General features: G+C 39.7%; 5 protein-coding genes. All 5 read right to left on the reverse strand.

All coding sequences use genetic code 11. The annotated features are described in order from the left end of the window. Positions 1-9 precede the first annotated feature (9 nt). A complete protein-coding gene (locus HAV12_RS20685) occupies positions 10-12,309 on the reverse strand; it encodes an HYR domain-containing protein (RefSeq protein ID WP_171571273.1) in 12,300 nt (4,099 codons plus the stop codon). Between the two features lie 606 nt (positions 12,310-12,915). Further along, complete coding sequence (queG, locus tag HAV12_RS20690) at positions 12,916-13,839, reverse strand: tRNA epoxyqueuosine(34) reductase QueG (protein ID WP_171571274.1); 924 nt, start codon at positions 13,837-13,839, stop codon at positions 12,916-12,918. Next, positions 13,839-15,185, reverse strand: coding sequence for a cytochrome P450 (locus HAV12_RS20695; protein WP_171571275.1), 1,347 nt, complete (start codon positions 15,183-15,185; stop codon positions 13,839-13,841). Before HAV12_RS20695 ends, queG begins: the two co-directional genes overlap by 1 nt. A gap of 10 nt (positions 15,186-15,195) precedes the next feature. Next, a complete protein-coding gene (gene ruvB / locus HAV12_RS20700; RefSeq protein ID WP_171571276.1) occupies positions 15,196-16,218 on the reverse strand; it encodes a Holliday junction branch migration DNA helicase RuvB in 1,023 nt (340 codons plus the stop codon). A 187-nt stretch (positions 16,219-16,405) separates the two neighbouring features. Beyond that, positions 16,406-18,208: a cbb3-type cytochrome c oxidase subunit I gene (locus tag HAV12_RS20705; protein WP_171571277.1), complete on the reverse strand. Its 1,803-nt coding sequence runs from the start codon at positions 18,206-18,208 to the stop codon at positions 16,406-16,408. Position 18,209 lies beyond the last annotated feature (1 nt).

Here is an 18,209-nt window from a genome sequence, read left to right on the forward strand (position 1 = left end):
TATATTTTTTTATTTATTCATATACAGATACCCGCTTAATTCGTGTGAATTTGAGGCACTGTCTTTATATTTTAAAATGTAGAAATAGGTTCCTACCGGTAACCCGTCTGATTGTTTAACGGTGGCACGGCCTTCTGAGAATCCTTTGAATACTCTTTCTTCGTTGTTGTAATGATCAATATCATAAACCAAAACACCCCAGCGGTTATAAATTTCAACTATATTTTCAGGATAACATTCTATTCCACGAATGTAAAATCTTGCATTTTTATTATCTCCGTTTGGAGAGAATGCATTTAAAGGTTCAATCATACAACCGTTTAAGGCTAACACCGTTGGTTTATCTCCCAGATTGTCTTCGTTATCCGATTTATCATCAACCACAATTCCTCTGGCACTAACTCCCTGAGCGGTTGCCTGATTGCTTACACTTCCAAGATTGATATCAGACTGTTTTATTTTATACTGTGCTGTAAAAGTGTTCTCGTCTGTTTCATTGACATCCAGATCAATTGTCTGGCCTGAAACTTCAATACCCGGTAAAGGATCTCTAACCGTGATGCCTTTTAATGGAACGTTACCTGTATTGGTGATCTTAAACTTATACGTAATAGTTTCTCCTGCATTGGCATATCCGCTGGCATTTTCATCATTAAAGACTGCTGTTTTTATAATGGCAATAGCCGGAAATTCAACAAAAACATGTAATGTTGCCGTACTGCAATTTAAGGCACTTGCCTTTTCGCAAATCTGATACGTCAGGGTATAATGTCCGCCCGGAGTATTTGGCATTACATTTACAGTTCCGTCTGAATTCAATTCAAAATAAGGACTTGTTGACGTTTTGGTAATTTGTATTTCGGTCGGATTTATTGCCGCTCCGTTTAATAAATCATTATCCAGAACATTAATAAATTCAAGAGAACCGTTTATTCCATCGACAGCTACTTCTGCATCATCATTTGCCACAATTGGTGCTGTTGGAGTTATCGGATTCGTACTATTCAATACGGTAACAGTCACAATCGCCTGACTACAATTAGAAGGATTGGAAACATCGCAAATCTGATACGTAAACTGATATGTTCCTGATGGCGTTCCTGATTTCACATCAACAGAACCATTAGCATTTAAAATTAAATTAGCATTTGGAATCACCGTAGTTAAAACCGCATCTGCCGGATTTATTGCTGATCCGTTTAAAGTATCGTTATCAAATATATTCAATGAAGTACTTACTCCTTTGCTCGCGTCTATTGGGCCAGCCATATCATCTTTCGCCTGAATTATAAACGTTGGTGGTGCAACCACTGTGACTTTGATGGAAGCCGTGCTGCAACTTGTTGGATTTAACTTCTCACAGATTTGATAGGTTAACTCGTAAGTTCCTGCCGGTGCATTTGCTGCTAGTACCAGAGTTCCGTCAGAGTTTAATTTGACAAATCCTGTTGGATCTGATGTTAATACAGTCAGATTAATTTCGCTTACCACAATCGGTAAACCATTTTTAGTATCGTTTGAAAAAACATTCAAAAGATTTCTTGGCTGATTTGATCCAACTATTGATTCAAGTACATCCGCATTTGCTATCAATTCTGCTCCCGTCACAACAATTGTTGAAGTGGCCGTATCGCAATTCCCCGGATTGTTGATCTCACAGATCGTGTATTCTACATTATAACTTCCTGCTGCTGTATTGGCAGCAACTGTTACGGTACCATTGCTATTGATTGTAAGTCCTGCCGGTATCGGAGTCGTTACGGTTAATTTTACTTCTCCAGGGTTTGTTCCAATTACGGCCTGTGCTCCGTTTACGGTGTCATCTGCAATTAACGAAACTGTTGTGGTTCCTCCTGCATTTCCGTTTATGGATCCTAGGTTTTCTGCAACGGCATCGATTCCTGGTGCTGTAACCGTTACTTGTACTTGGTTTGAACTACAGTTGGTTGGGTTTAGCAACTCACAGATTTGATACGTCAATTCATAAGTTCCTGCCGGAGCGTTGGCGCCTAATATCGCGTTTCCATTTACATCTACTGTCAAATATCCTTTTAGATCGGCTGTCGTCACCGTCAGTTTTACTTCTGATGGAATTAAAGCTGCTCCGTTTTTAGTGTCATTGTCAAAAACATTAATCAGTGTCTTTGGCGCATTTGAACTAAGGGTTGAAGGAACGGCATCTAAATTGGCTATCAAAACGCCTGCTGCTACAACCACTGTTGAAGTTGCCATATCGCAGTTGCCCGGATTATTGATTTCACAGATCGTGTATTCTAAATTGTAACTTCCTGCAATTGTATTAGCGGCCACTGTTACGGTACCATTTGTATTGATAGTAAGTCCTGCCGGTATTGGAGTCGTTACGGTTAGTTTTACGTCTCCCGGGTTGGTTCCGATTACGGCTTGTGCTCCGTTTACGGTATCACCTGCTATTAAGGAAACTGTCGTTGTTCCGCCTGCATTTCCGTTGATAGAACCAAGGTTTTCTGCAACGGCGTCGATTGATGGAGCTGTAATAACAACTGTTGAAGTCGCGGTATCACAGTTGCCCGGATTATTGATTTCACAGATCGTGTATTCTAAATTATAAGTTCCTGCTGCTGTGTTAGCGGAAACTGTTACGGTACCATTTGTATTGATCGTAAGTCCTGCTGGTATTGGACTCGTTACCGTTAGTTTTACTTCTCCCGGATTTGTTCCGATTACGGCTTGTGCTCCGTTTACGGTATCACCTGCGATTAAGGAAACTGTTGTGGTTCCGCCTGCATTTCCATTTATGGAACCCAGGTTGTCTGCAACAGCATCGATTCCCGGTGCGCTAATCGTAACTTCTACTTTATTTGAACTACAGTTTGTTGGGTTTAGCAATTCACAGATCTCATACGTTAATTCATAAGTTCCTGCCGGAGCGTTGGCGCCTAATATGGCATTTCCATTGGTGTCTACGGTTAAATATCCTTTTGGGTCGGCCGTAGTCACCGTTAGTTTTACTTCTGATGGAATTACTGCTACTCCATTTTTAGTGTCATTGTCAAAAACATTTATAAGTGTTTTTGGTGTATTCGAACTAAGCGTTGAAGGAACGGCATCTAAATTCGCTACCAAAGTTGCTGCCGTTACTACAACTGTTGAAGTTGCGGTATCACAGTTCCCCGGATTATTGATCTCACAGATGGTATATTCTAAATTGTAACTTCCTGCCGGTGTATTGGCTGCCACTGTTACCGTACCGTTGGTATTGATCGTAAGGCCTGCTGGTATTGGAGTCGTTACGGTTAGTTTTACTTCTCCAGGATTCGTGCCAATTACGGCTTGTGTTCCGTTTACGGTGTCATCTGCAATTAACGAAACTGTTGTGGTTCCTCCTGCATTTCCGCTGATCGAGCCTAAGTTTTCTGCAACCGCATCGATTGATGGTGCTGTCACAACAACTGTTGAAGTTGCAGTATCACAGTTACCCGGATTATTGATTTCACAGATCGTGTATTCTAAATTGTAAGTTCCTGCAACTGTATTAGCGGCAACTGTTACGGTACCATTGGTATTGATCGTAAGTCCTGCCGGTATCGGAGTCGTTACCGTTAGTTTTACGTCTCCCGGATTGGTTCCAATTACAGCTTGTGTTCCGTTTACGGTGTCACTTGCTGTTAATGAAACTATTGTGGTTCCACCTGCATTTCCGTTGATCGAACCAAGGTTTTCTGCAACCGCATCGATTCCTGGTGCGCTAATGGTTACTTGTACTTGGTTTGAACTGCAGTTTGTTGGGTTTAACAACTCACAGATTTCATACGTCAGTTCATAAGTTCCTGCCGGAGCGTTGGCTCCTAATATGGCGTTTCCATTTACATCTACGGTTAAATATCCCTTTGGATCTGCTGTAGTCACGGTCAGTTTTACTTCTGATGGGATTACTGCTGCTCCATTTTTAGTATCATTGTCAAAAACATTTATGAATGTCTTCGGTGCATTGGAACTAAGGGTTGAAGGAACGGCATCTAAATTCGCCACCAAAGTTGCTGCTGTTACCACAATCGTTGAAGTCGCGGTATCACAGTTGCCCGGATTATTGATTTCACAGATCGTGTATTCTAAATTATAAGTTCCTGCTGCTGTGTTAGCGGCAACTGTTACGGTACCATTGCTATTGATCGTAAGTCCTGACGGTATCGAAGTCGTTACGGTTAATTTTACTTCTCCCGGATTTGTTCCGATTATAGTTTGTGTTCCGTTTACGGTGTCACTGGATATTAATGAAACTGTTGTGGTTCCTCCTGCATTTCCGTTTATGGATCCTAAGTTTTCTGCAACGGCATCGATTTCTGGTGCGCTAATCGTTACTTCTACTTTATTTGAACTGCAGTTTGTTGGGTTTAACAACTCACAGATTTCATACGTCAGTTCATAAGTTCCTGCCGGAGCATTGGCTCCTAATATCGCGTTTCCATTTACATCTACGGTTAAATATCCCTTTGGATCTGCTGTAGTCACGGTCAGTTTTACTTCTGATGGGATTACTGCTGCTCCGTTTTTAGTGTCATTGTCAAAAACATTTATGAGTGTTTTTGGTGCATTGGAACTAAGTGTTACCGGAACGGCATCTAAATTAGCTATCAAAACTCCTGCTGTCACAACCAATGTTGAAGTTGCCGTATCGCAGTTGCCCGGATTATTGATTTCACAGATCGTGTATTCTAAATTGTAACTTCCTGCCGATGTATTGGCTGCCACTGTTACCGTACCGTTGGTATTGATCGTAAGGCCTGCTGGTATTGGAGTCGTTACGGTTAGTTTTACTTCTCCCGGATTCGTTCCGATTATAGCTTGTGCTCCGTTTACGGTGTCACCTGCTATTAAAGAGACTGTTGTGGTGCCACCTGAGTTTCCATTGATCGATCCCAGGTTTTCTGCAACGGCATCGATTCCTGTTGCTGTAATTGTTACTTGTACTTGGTTTGAACTGCAGTTTGTTGGGTTTAACAACTCACAGATTTCATACGTCAATTCATAAGTTCCTGCCGGAGCATTGGCTCCTAATATCGCGTTTCCATTTACATCTACGGTTAAATATCCCTTTGGATCTGCTGTAGTCACGGTCAGTTTTACTTCTGATGGGATTACTGCTGCCCCGTTTTTAGTGTCATTGTCAAAAACATTTATGAGTGTCTTCGGTGCATTGGAACTAAGGGTTGAAGGAACGGCATCTAAATTCGCCACCAAAGTTGCTGCTGTTACCACAATCGTTGAAGTTGCAGTATCACAGTTGCCCGGATTATTGATTTCACAAATCATGTATTCTAAATTGTAACTTCCTGCAATTGTATTAGCGGCCACTGTTACGGTACCATTTGTATTGATAGTAAGTCCTGCCGGTATTGGAGTCGTTACGGTTAATTTTACTTCTCCCGGGTTGGTTCCGATTACGGCTTGTGCTCCGTTTACGGTATCACCTGCTATTAAGGAAACTGTCGTTGTTCCGCCTGCATTTCCGTTGATCGAACCAAGGTTTTCTGCAACGGCGTCGATTGATGGAGCTGTAATAACAACTGTTGAAGTCGCGGTATCACAGTTGCCCGGATTATTAATCTCACAGATCGTGTATTCTAAATTGTAAGTTCCTGCTGCTGTGTTAGCGGCAACTGTTACGGTACCATTTGTATTGATCGTAAGGCCTGCTGGTATCGGAGTCGTTACGGTTAATTTTACTTCTCCAGGGTTGGTTCCGATTACGGCTTGGGTTCCGTTTACGGTATCACTGGCTATTAAAGAAACTGCTGTTGTTCCACCTGCATTTCCGCTGATCGAGCCTAAGTTTTCTGCAACCGCATCGATTCCCGGTGCGCTAATCGTCACTTTTACTTGGTTTGAACTACAGTTTGCTGGGTTTAGCAACTCACAGATTTCATACGTCAGTTCGTAAGTTCCTGCCGGAGCGTTGGCTCCTAATATGGCATTTCCATTGGTATCTACAGTTAAATATCCTTTTGGGTCGGCCGTAGCCACCGTCAGTTTTATTTCTGATGGGATTACTGCTGCCCCGTTTTTAGTGTCATTGTCAAAAACATTTAGGAGTGTCTTTGGCGCATTTGAACTAAGGGTTGAAGGAACTGCATCTAAATTCGCCACCAAAGTTGCTGCTGTTACCACAATCGTTGAAGTTGCAGTATCACAGTTGCCCGGATTATTGATTTCACAAATCATGTATTCTAAATTGTAACTTCCTGCAATTGTATTAGCGGCCACTGTTACGGTACCATTTGTATTGATCGTAAGTCCTGCTGGTATTGGAGTTGTTACGGTTAGTTTTACTTCTCCCGGATTCGTTCCGATTATAGCTTGTGTTCCGTTTACGGTGTCACTTGCTATTAATGAAACTGCTGTGGTGCCTCCTGAGTTTCCATTTATGGATCCAAGATTGTCTGCAACGGCATCGATTCCTGGTGCTGTCACTACAACTGTTGAAGTTGCGGTATCACAGTTCCCCGGATTATTGATTTCACAAATCGTGTATTCTAAATTGTAGCTTCCTGCTGCTGTATTAGCGGCAACTGTTACGGTACCATTGCTATTGATCGTAAGTCCTGACGGTATCGGAGTCGTTACGGTTAATTTTACGTCTCCCGGATTTGCTCCGATTACGGCTTGTGCTCCATTTACGGTATCACCTGCGCTTAAGGAAACTGTTGTGGTGCCTCCTGAGTTTCCATTGATCGAGCCTAAGTTTTCTGCAACCGCATCAATTCCTGGTGCTGTCACTACAACTGTCGAAGTTGCGGTATCACAGTTCCCCGGATTATTGATTTCACAAATCGTGTATTCTAAATTGTAGCTTCCTGCTGCTGTATTAGCGGCAACTGTTACGGTACCATTGCTATTGATCGTAAGTCCTGACGGTATCGGAGTCGTTACGGTTAATTTTACGTCTCCCGGATTTGCTCCGATTACGGCTTGTGCTCCATTTACGGTATCACCTGCGCTTAAGGAAACTGTTGTGGTGCCTCCTGAGTTTCCATTGATCGAGCCTAAGTTTTCTGCAACCGCATCAATTCCTGGTGCTGTCACTACAACTGTTGAAGTTGCGGTATCACAGTTCCCCGGATTATTGATTTCACAGATCGTGTATTCTAAATTGTAGCTTCCTGCTGGTGTATTAGCGGCAACGGTTACGGTACCATTGCTATTGATCGTAAGTCCTGCTGGTATTGGAGTTGTTACGGTTAGTTTTACTTCTCCCGGATTCGTTCCGATTATAGCTTGTGCTCCGTTTACGGTATCACCTGCGATTAAGGAAACTGTTGTAGTTCCGCCTGGGTTTCCGTTAATGGATCCTAAGTTTTCTGCAACGGCATCAATTCCTGGTGCTGTAACTATAACTGTTGAAGTTGCTGTATCACAGTTACCTGGATTATTAATCTCACAGATCGTGTATTCTAAATTGTAAGTTCCTGCAACTGTATTAGCGGCAACGGTTACGGTACCATTGCTATTGATCGTAAGTCCTGACGGTATGGGAGTCGTTACGGTTAATTTTACGTCTCCCGGATTTGTTCCAATTACGGCTTGGGTTCCGTTTACAGTGTCACTTGCTATTAAGGAAACTGTTGTGGTTCCTCCTGCACTTCCGTTAATGGAACCCAGGTTTTCTGCAACGGCGTCGATTGATGGAGCTGATACTGAAATCGAAACTGTAGCGGTACTACAATTTGAAGAATTTAAATTTTCACAAATTGTATAATTAAATGTATAAGTTCCTACTGGAGTATTTGGCTTAACTACTACTGATCCTGTATTTGTATTAAAACTTAAAACAGAAGGTAAGCTACTTGCTAATGTAATAGTAACATCATTTCCATTGACAGCATTACAATTCAGAAGGTCATTACTCAAAACATTCGAAACAGCCGTTCCTCCTGAATAGCCATTAAATGAAGTTACGGTATCATCTTTAGCTAGAATTGGCCCTATGATATTTACATTCTGTGTACAACTTTCTGTATTTCCAGAATTATCCGTAACAGTCCACGTTACCGTTGTTACTCCAATTGGATAAGAATTTGGTGCATCGTTCGTAACCGAAGCCACTCCACAATTGTCTGCTGTCATTGGGGTTCCCAAAACAACTCCCGTTGCAGTACATGAATTGGCATCTGTTGTTTTTGTAACATTCGAAGGACAAGTGATTGTCGGTTTTTGGGTATCGGTTATCGTTACGGTTTGCGTACAAGTCTGCGTATTTCCTGAATTATCGGTAACGGTCCACGTTACCGTTGTCACTCCGATTGGATAAGAATTTGGTGCATTGTTCGTAACCGAAGCAACTCCACAATTATCTGCTGTCATTGGGGTTCCTAGTGTAACTCCCGTTGCAGTACATGAATTGGTATCTGTTGTTTTTGTAACATTCGAAGGACAAGTGATTGTCGGTTTTTGGGTATCGGTTATCGTTACAGTCTGGGTACACGTTTGGGTGTTTCCTGAATTATCCGTAACAGTCCACGTTACCGTTGTCACTCCGATTGGGTATGAACTTGGTGCATTGTTCGTAACCGAAGCCACTCCACAGTTATCTGCGGTGGTTGGGGTTCCTAGTGTAACTCCCGTTGCAGTACATGAATTGGCATCTGTTGTTTTTGTAACATTCGAAGGACAAGTGATTGTCGGTTTTTGGGTATCGGTTATCGTTACGGTTTGCGTACAAGTCTGCGTATTTCCTGAATTATCCGTAACAGTCCAAGTTACCGTTGTGATTCCGATTGGGTATGAACTTGGTGCATTGTTCGTAACCGAAGCCACTCCACAATTGTCTGCTGTCGTTGGGGTTCCTAGTATAACTCCCGTTGCAGTACATGAATTGGCATCTGTTGTTTTTGTAACATTCGAAGGACAAGTGATTGTCGGTTTTTGGGTATCGGTTATCGTTACAGTCTGGGTACACGTTTGGGTATTTCCTGAATTATCCGTAACGGTCCACGTTACCGTTGTGATTCCGATTGGGTATGAACTTGGTGCATTGTTCGTAACCGAAGCCACTCCACAATTGTCTGCTGTCGTTGGGGTTCCTAAAACAACTCCCGTTGCAGTACATGAATTGGCATCTGTTGTTTTTGTAACATTCGAAGGACAAGTGATTGTCGGTTTTTGGGTATCGGTTACGGTTACAGTCTGGGTACACGTTTGGGTGTTTCCTGAATTATCCGTAACGGTCCACGTTACCGTTGTTACTCCAATTGGATAAGAATTTGGTGCATCGTTCGTAACCGAAGCCACTCCACAATTGTCTGCTGTCATTGGGGTTCCTAGTGTAACTCCCGTTGCAGTACATGAATTGGCATCTGTTGTTTTTGTAACATTCGAAGGACAAGTGATTGTCGGTTTTTGGGTGTCGGTTACGGTTACAGTCTGGGTACATGTTTGGGTGTTTCCTGAATTATCCGTAACAGTCCACGTTACCGTTGTTACTCCAATTGGATAAGAAGTTGGTGCATTGTTCGTAACCGAAGCCACTCCACAGTTATCTGCGGTGGTTGGGGTTCCTAGTGTAACTCCCGTTGCAGTACATGAATTGGCATCTGTTGTTTTTGTAACATTCGAAGGACAAGTGATTGTTGGTTTTTGGGTATCGGTTATCGTTACGGTCTGGGTACACGTTTGGGTGTTTCCTGAATTATCCGTAACAGTCCACGTTACCGTTGTGATCCCGATTGGGTATGAACTTGGTGCATTGTTCGTAACCGAAGCCACTCCACAATTGTCTGCTGTCGTTGGGGTTCCTAGTATAACTCCCGTTGCAGTACATGAATTGGCATCTGTTGTTTTTGTAACATTCGAAGGACAAGTGATTGTCGGTTTTTGGGTATCGGTTATCGTTACGGTTTGCGTACAAGTCTGCGTGTTTCCTGAATTATCCGTAACAGTCCACGTTACCGTTGTTACTCCGATTGGGTACGAGGTCGGTGCGTTATTGGCTACCGAAGCCACTCCACAGTTATCTGCGGTGGTTGGGGTTCCTAGTGTAACTCCCGTTGCAGTACATGAATTGGCATCTGTTGTTTTTGTAACATTCGAAGGACAAGTGATTGTCGGTTTTTGGGTATCTGATACAACAGCAACAACATTACTGGTAATTGTACACATTCCAGCATTAGTCGCAATCACATAATAACCTGTACCTGCAGAAAGACCTGACCAGGTAAGGCCAGATCCTGTTCCTGCTTTTACTGCCTGAACAGCGGTATTCGCTGAATTGTATAATTGATAATTTACATTATTAACTGACGTTGTGGATGTAATTGTCCCTCCTGATGCAGGAATACAGATGGTACTTCCTGTTAGGGAAAGCGCTACTGGTAATGGCTTAGGGGTTGTTGAAACACTTGCCGAATTATTGGCCGAATTACTATCTACTGTAGAATTTGGTAATGCTGCCGTATTGTTATAAACTCCGGTAGCGTTTACTTTTGCGGTAATTTTTAATGTTCGGCTAACTCCTCCATCAACATCTCCAATACTCCATACCCCGGTTGTTGAATTATAATTTCCAATTGAGGCTACTGAACTTACATAAGTATATCCCGTAGGAAGCAAATCGTTTATAGAAACGCCTGTGGCATTGTTAACCCCTAAGTTGCTTAAAGTAACTGTAAATTCTACATTAGAGCCTACACATGGTGTTGCATTATCAACCGTTTTTGTAACTCCCAAATCTGTACATAAAGTAACTGAAACCGGTTTAGACTGCGTTTGAACACCACATGCTAAAGTGGAAGCTACTGCATAAGAACCTGTTTTGGTAGCTATATATGTATCTGAATTTGCACCAGAAATTGCTGTGCCATTATAAAACCATTGATAGGGTGCAAAACCGGAAGGAGTTGTTAGCGTTGCTGTGTTATTAGTACATCCTCCTCCAGAAACATACGCCATAGTAGGATCGTCAGGCAGAGCAGCAAAACTCGAGAAAAATCCTGCCATTGAGAATCCTCCTGCTTGTTGTACTATCGAAACGGTAAGTTTAGCATTACTTGCAATAGAAAGTACTTCCGGACTTCCAATTTGCACACTATTAAAGTTTATTAAATACCAGCCTGTTGAACCTATCTGATAACGGGCTGCAACACCAGAGATACTTGCAATATTAGTACCATTTACGGTTACAACTTCGGTAGCACTTCGTAAAAGGATGTACCCAAAATAATCTAAATTATTTGAAGCATAATTTTTAAATTTGGTTGTTTCTATAAAATTAGATCCTCCACATTCTGATACTGGTGCAATTGTTGAAATATCAACTTCACAATTCTGTGCAGTCCCTGAATACACAGCAACCCTCTTATCGGCAACGATATGAGATGCCGTAAAACTTGTGCCGGGAACACCATTTACAAAAGTATAAAACTTCCCTGCCTGCGCCAAAGTCTGAGTAGTTGTAGATATAAGTGCTCCGGTAGCTGAATAACCTTCTATGGTCACCTTGGTATTATCTTTTGTAGCTACTACAGTAGTCTGTTCTGCTGTATTATTTCCCGTTCCTCGTTCCAGAAAATATTCAGTTCCCAAAACGGATTCAGGAGGAATCTGATTAAAAGCGCCATCTCCACAACCACCCGGTACATCTATAGCAGCCGATGTATTCATCACTGATGGATTTGAAGACTCTACTAAAGTTCCCATTGGAGCCTTAAACAAATAACTTTGTCCCGCATTTAATGTCGCTTTAACAACGTTATCTATCTTTACAGATGTATTATCAACGGTAGCCATAATACTATAGATTGGCCTTTGATCTCCAAAGGTGCTAAAAGTTCCCAATGAACCATCTCTGTAATAACCTATTCGAAAACGGACTCCAATCCCTGCATCTCCAAAGCTTGTAAGTGCTGCATTTCCTTTTATATTAGCATCAACATTATCACCATTGGAATAATCATCCGAAGCAATATTTCGTAGATTTATAGCTACTGGTCCATCTGCAGTTACAATTAATCCCGCACCTGTAAGTACAGTATCTAAGGCATTCATTGGAAGATTTTTTGCTAAAAGCGGAAATCTGTAAACAGCCGGCGTCCCTTTTTTAGCCTTCAGTGAAGCTATAAAAGTGCCATCACTTTTCGCTACCGTTATATTTATTTCTGCAACAGAATTTGTTGCGATTACAATTTCATTCGCTTTACTAAAGTACTGCCAGGGTGCCGGCGCGATATAATGTTTTGTATAAAACTGAGCAGAAGCATTAAAATTTATAAAAAAGAAAAAAACTAAAAATGAGATTAATTTAAATAAACTAATCTTTTTAAAAGTAAAATTACGCATAGACAACCATTATTTGTGAAATAGAAATATCAGAAACCAAATAAACTAACTTAGTTTTCAAAATATAGAACACATACGATAAAAGGGAAGAATTGGTTTCTAAAAATCCAACAAAAGTCGTTTCAGAATTTTTAGCAGAATAACATCGCATGTGGACCATAAGGTTAAATAGTTTCAAGACTAAATAATACTGTCTAGGATTAAATTAGTAGTTTTGGTGCCGCGAAAATATGTAAAGTGCTCAATACTAAATACATTCGTCGACAAACTACCCATAAAGTCGTTGAAATACACCTTTTGTGAGTCCATATTCACATTTAAATAGCGAAAAAGTAATGATTTGATAACCAAAGACTAAAAAAATATTAAAATATTGCTGATATTTGACATTCTTACATATTTATCCGACAAAAACGTAAAATTTTTTCAAAAAAATAAAACTCAATACAAAATACAAATAATTATCTATCAGCATGTTAATTATTCAAAAGTAGACAAATACTTACTTTTGAAAAATAATTATGTTTGAGATAAAAATTAATAATTCTTATAAAAAGGGAAGAATGAATTTAAAAATTCAAGGTAAAATAAAACATAGAATTAACCTTACTGCAGAAATTTAATATTGCGTTTTAGACCATCAAACTTTGTTCTTTTGATAGGGGAATTCTTAAAGACCGCCCGAAAAGTTTCTTCAGTAATTTCAATCCAGTCTTTCTTTGAGAAAGAAAGCAATTCGGGATTTGGATTAAATAAGGGTTCTGCATGAGGTTTTGAGAACCGGTTCCAGGGACAAACATCCTGACAAGTATCACAGCCGAAAGCCCACTCATCAAATTTACCCTTCATTTCGGTGGGGATATTTTCTTTGAGTTCAATTGTATAATAGGAAATACATTTGCTTCCGTCTACCACATAGGGAGCAACGATTGCCTGCGTCGGACAGGCATCAATACAAGCGGTACAGGAACCACAATGATCTGTTGTGGCGTGATCATATTCTAAATCCAAGTCCAGGATAAGTTCGGCTATAAAGTAAAATGAACCTACTCTTTGGGTCAGTAGATTACTATTTTTACCAATCCATCCCAAACCGCTTTTTGCTGCCCAGGCCTTATCAAGAACGGGCGCTGAGTCAACAAATGCACGACCGGAAACCTCACCTATATTTTCCTGTATGGAGAAAAGAAACTCTTTTAGTTTGTCTTTTATAACAATATGGTAATCTTGTCCGTAAGCATATTTTGAAATTTTGAAACTCTCCTGATTTTGAGTTTCTCCGGGAAAGTAATTAAGCAAAAGCGAGACGACACTTTTTGCATCATCAACCAACAATGTGGGATCTAATCTTTTATCAAAATGGTTTTCCATGTAAGCCATCTGACCATTTCTGTTATTTTTCAGCCAGTTTTCCAATCGAGGGGCTTCTTGTTCCATAAATCCTGCTTTTGATATCCCACAGGATAAAAACCCAAGTCTTTTGGCTTCTGCTTTTATAAATTTAGAATATGTTTCTTTAGAATTAATCATTATCTCCTGTAAAAAACGACTTTAACACCTACAGGTTTTAAAGTGATTAACGGATTAAAATCAACCGTATTTTCAACCGAAACAACTTTGTAGTTTTTAACAATATGAGAAATTGCCAGACACATCTCATAAATAGCAAATCCTGCACCGATACACATTCTGGGTCCGGCTCCAAAAGGATAAAAATATTGCATAGAATGTTTTCTTTGTTCTCCGAGAAATCGCTCCGGATTAAACGTATCCGGATTTTCCCAATATTTAGGATTTCTGTGCAGCTCATAGAAAGAAACTCCAATCAAGGTTCCTCTTTTTATATTGAATTGTCCAAGGTTGTCGTCCTGTACATTTTGGCGATCTGTAATCCAGGCCGGGGGATAGAGGCGCATAGACTCATTTAAAACAGCATTTGTATAAGTCATTTTCTGAAGCTGTTCTACAACATCGTCCGTTTTTGACTGAATTTTTATAATTTCATCCAATACCTTTTGCTGAACAGCGGAATCATTTCCTAAAAGATGCAGTGTAAAAGTAAGCGCATTTGCTGTCGTCTCATGTCCGGCGATAAAAAGAATTTTAATTTCATCTATCAATTGACTAATAGACATGCCCTCTCCACTATCCTCGTATCGTGTTTCCAGAAGCATATTCAGCAAATCATTAACTTCATTCTTTGAAGTAATTCTTTCTTCGATAATTTCCTGAATTATGCTGTTATTTTCCCCTGCAAGTTCCAGATGTTTTTTTACCTGACCACTTAGCGAGAACCACCAGGCTTTATGCGGAAGTCTGATTTCCTTAATTAAAAAGTTTTGTACTTCTTCAATAATAAATTTAATCCGATTCAATTTCTCTTCCGCTATAGAAAACTGAAATAATGATTTAGCCACCACATTAAAAGCCAGTTCACTCATTAGAGGAAAAAGATCAACAACACTTTCTTCTACTAAACCATTTAACTCCAAAACGATCGTTTGCTGCATATTCTCAACCAGCTGATTCATCTTTTGTTTATGAAAAGCAGGTTGAATAAGTCGTCTTTGTTTTAACCAAAAATCGCCATCAACAGTTAAAAGTCCTTTCCCTAAATATTTCGAAAGATAAACGGACTGAAATTTAGACTTATGATAATTCTTTTGATTCTTTTGTAATATATATTGGGCAACGTCATTATCCCTGGATAAAATGATATGTTTTGACCTTCCAATTCTAATAGAAAAGGAATCACCCAATTTATCAAAATACCTCCTGTGAAACGGGATAGGATTTTTACGAACCCCTTCAGAATCCAAAAAAAATCGGGATATTGAAAGTTTTGCAGGATAATTATATTTATTATTCTCAGACATTTTGAATGAATTAAAACAGTCCTCCCTGAATATTTGTATTTATTTTTCCTAAGTGTTTATAAGCCTTATCTGTTACCTCACGTCCACGGGGAGTACGCATAATAAAACCTTCCTGAATCAGGAAAGGCTCATAGACTTCTTCGATGGTTTCGCTGCTTTCAGAGACAGCAGTTGCCAAAGTAGACAGTCCAACTGGTCCGCCATTGAACTTATTAATAATAGTAAGCAGAATTTTATTGTCCATTTCATCAAGTCCATGCGCATCTACATTAAGTGCTTTTAAAGCATAACGCGCAATTTCTAAATCAATGGTACCATTTCCCTTTATCTGTGCAAAATCACGAACCCTTCTTAATAAAGCATTTGCAATACGAGGTGTTCCGCGACTTCTTCCTGCAATTTCAATAGCAGCATCCAAAGAAATGGGCATTTTTAGAATAGAAGAACTTCTTTCGACAATAGTCGTTAAAAGTTCGGTGGTATAATATTGTAAACGGGATGAAATTCCAAAACGCGCACGCATAGGTGCAGTTAATAATCCGGAACGGGTTGTTGCTCCAATTAAGGTAAAAGGATTTAAATTGATCTGAACCGTTCTGGCATTTGGGCCGGATTCGATCATAATATCAATTTTGAAATCCTCCATCGCCGAGTATAAATACTCTTCAACAATAGGACTCAAACGATGAATTTCATCAATGAACAGAACATCCCTTTCATCCAGATTGGTAAGCAGACCAGCCAAATCCCCAGGTTTATCCAAAACCGGTCCTGAAGTGATTTTAATGCCCACTTCAAGTTCGTTTGCTAAAATATTCGCTAAAGTAGTTTTTCCTAATCCGGGAGGTCCATGAAAAAGGGTATGATCAAGTGCTTCGCCACGCTGATTGGCCGCAGCCACAAAAACTTTTAAATTCTCTAAAACTTGATCCTGCCCTGCAAAATCATCAAATGACAGCGGACGCAATTTTTTTTCAAGATCTAATTCTTCTGGATTATATCCGTTTGTAGTGGGATCTAGGTTCTCATTCATTTTACAAAGATAGACAAAGTAATCAGTTTGTAAAACAGTTAAATTCTAAATAAAAAAATGAAAATTCCAATATCTTAAATTCCAAATTTCAATGCTATGATGAACATGGCAGGAATTTGAAATTTAAGATATTGAAATTTATAGCTAAAAAAAAGACTGTCGGTTAGGACAGTCTTTTAAAATATTGTTAGTGGTGTAAAACTTCTTCACCTTCTTTCATCGGTACATTTTGCGGTACAAAATCTACATCGTGATTTGGGTTACTGTAGTCATACGGCCAACGATATACATGAGGAATTTCACCTGGCCAGTTACCGTGAATATGTTCTACCGGAGTTGTCCATTCTAATGTTGTAGATTTCCACGGATTCTGTACTGCTTTCTTACCGTAAAAAATACTACTAAAGAAATTGTACAAAAATACTAATTGGAAAGCACCTCCTACAAGAGCAAATGTTGTAATTAAAACATTCACATTTTGTAAATCATCAAATAATGGGAAGTTTGTATTTGTATAATAACGTCTTGGTAAACCAGCTAATCCGATAAAGTGCATTGGGAAGAAAACTCCGTAAGCACAAACTGCTGTTACCCAAAAGTGAATATAACCTAAGTTTTTGTTTAACATTCTTCCGTACATTTTAGGGAACCAGTGGTAAATACCAGCAAACATTCCGTAAAGTGCAGAGATACCCATTACTAAGTGAAAGTGAGCAATAACGAAGTATGTATCGTGAACGTTAATATCCAGTGTACTATCTCCTAAGATGATTCCGGTTAAACCTCCAGTGATGAAAGTAGAAACCATTCCGATAGAGAATAACATTGCAGGGTTGAATTGCAAGTTACCTTTCCATAAAGTTGTAATCCAGTTAAATGCTTTTACGGCAGAAGGAATTGCAATTAATAAAGTGGTAAAAGTAAATACAGATCCCAAGAAAGGATTCATACCCGAAATAAACATATGGTGACCCCAAACAATTGTAGATAAAAATGCAATTGCAAGAACTGACATAATCATGGCTCTGTATCCAAAAATTGGTTTACGAGAGTTCGTAGCCATAATTTCAGAAACAAGTCCCATTGCCGGTAAGATTACGATATAAACTTCAGGGTGTCCTAAGAACCAGAATAAGTGTTCAAACAATACTGGAGAACCCCCTTGGTAATGTAAAACCTCTCCTGCAATATAAATATCAGACAAGAAGAATGAAGTACCAAAACTTCTATCGAAAATCAATAATAATGCAGCTGATAATAAAACCGGAAACGAGATAACACCAATAATAGCTGTTACGAAAAACGTCCAGATTGTTAATGGAAGTCTGGTCATAGACATTCCTTTAGTTCTTAAGTTGATAACTGTTACAATGTAGTTTAATGATCCCATTAAAGAAGATGCAATAAATATAGCCATTGAAACCAACCATAAAGTCATACCTGTTCCAGATCCCGGAATTGCTTGTGGTAAAGCACTTAAAGGAGGATAAATTGTCCAACCTGCAGAAGCTGGTCCAGCCTCAACAAATAAAGAACATAACATAATTACAGCAGATAAGAAAAACAACCAGTATGAAATCATATTCATAAATCCGGAAGCCATATCTCGCGCTCCAATTTGAAGTGGAATAAGTAAGTTACTAAAAGTTCCGCTCAAACCGGCTGTAAGTACAAAGAATACCATGATGGTACCGTGAATTGTAACTAAAGCCAGATAAATATCATTAGCCATTACACCATCCGGTGCAAATTTATCCCCTAATAAAACATTAAATATTTTAAAAGATTCTTCCGGCCATGCTAATTGCATTCTAAAAAGTAATGACATTACAATACCAATAATCCCCATGATGATACCAGTAATCAGGTACTGCTTAGCAATCATTTTGTGATCAATACTAAATATATATTTGGTAATGAAAGTGTCTTTATGGTGATGTTCGTGCTCGTGATCGTGTTCGTGTCCGTGATCGTGTGCTTCTGCTGACATA

Source organism: Flavobacterium sp. CLA17, from assembly GCF_013112255.2.
GTDB lineage: Bacteria > Bacteroidota > Bacteroidia > Flavobacteriales > Flavobacteriaceae > Flavobacterium > Flavobacterium circumlabens.

Bases quoted from the DNA above. Each gene is read 5' to 3' on its own strand.
- HAV12_RS20705 (WP_171571277.1), bottom strand. From the start codon at position 18,208: ATGTCAGCAGAAGCACACGATCACGGACACGAACACGATCACGAGCAC.
- HAV12_RS20695 (WP_171571275.1), bottom strand. From the start codon at position 15,185: ATGTCTGAGAATAATAAATATAATTATCCTGCAAAACTTTCAATATCC.
- HAV12_RS20685 (WP_171571273.1), bottom strand. From the start codon at position 12,309: ATGCGTAATTTTACTTTTAAAAAGATTAGTTTATTTAAATTAATCTCA.
- queG (WP_171571274.1), bottom strand. From the start codon at position 13,839: ATGATTAATTCTAAAGAAACATATTCTAAATTTATAAAAGCAGAAGCC.
- ruvB (WP_171571276.1), bottom strand. From the start codon at position 16,218: ATGAATGAGAACCTAGATCCCACTACAAACGGATATAATCCAGAAGAA.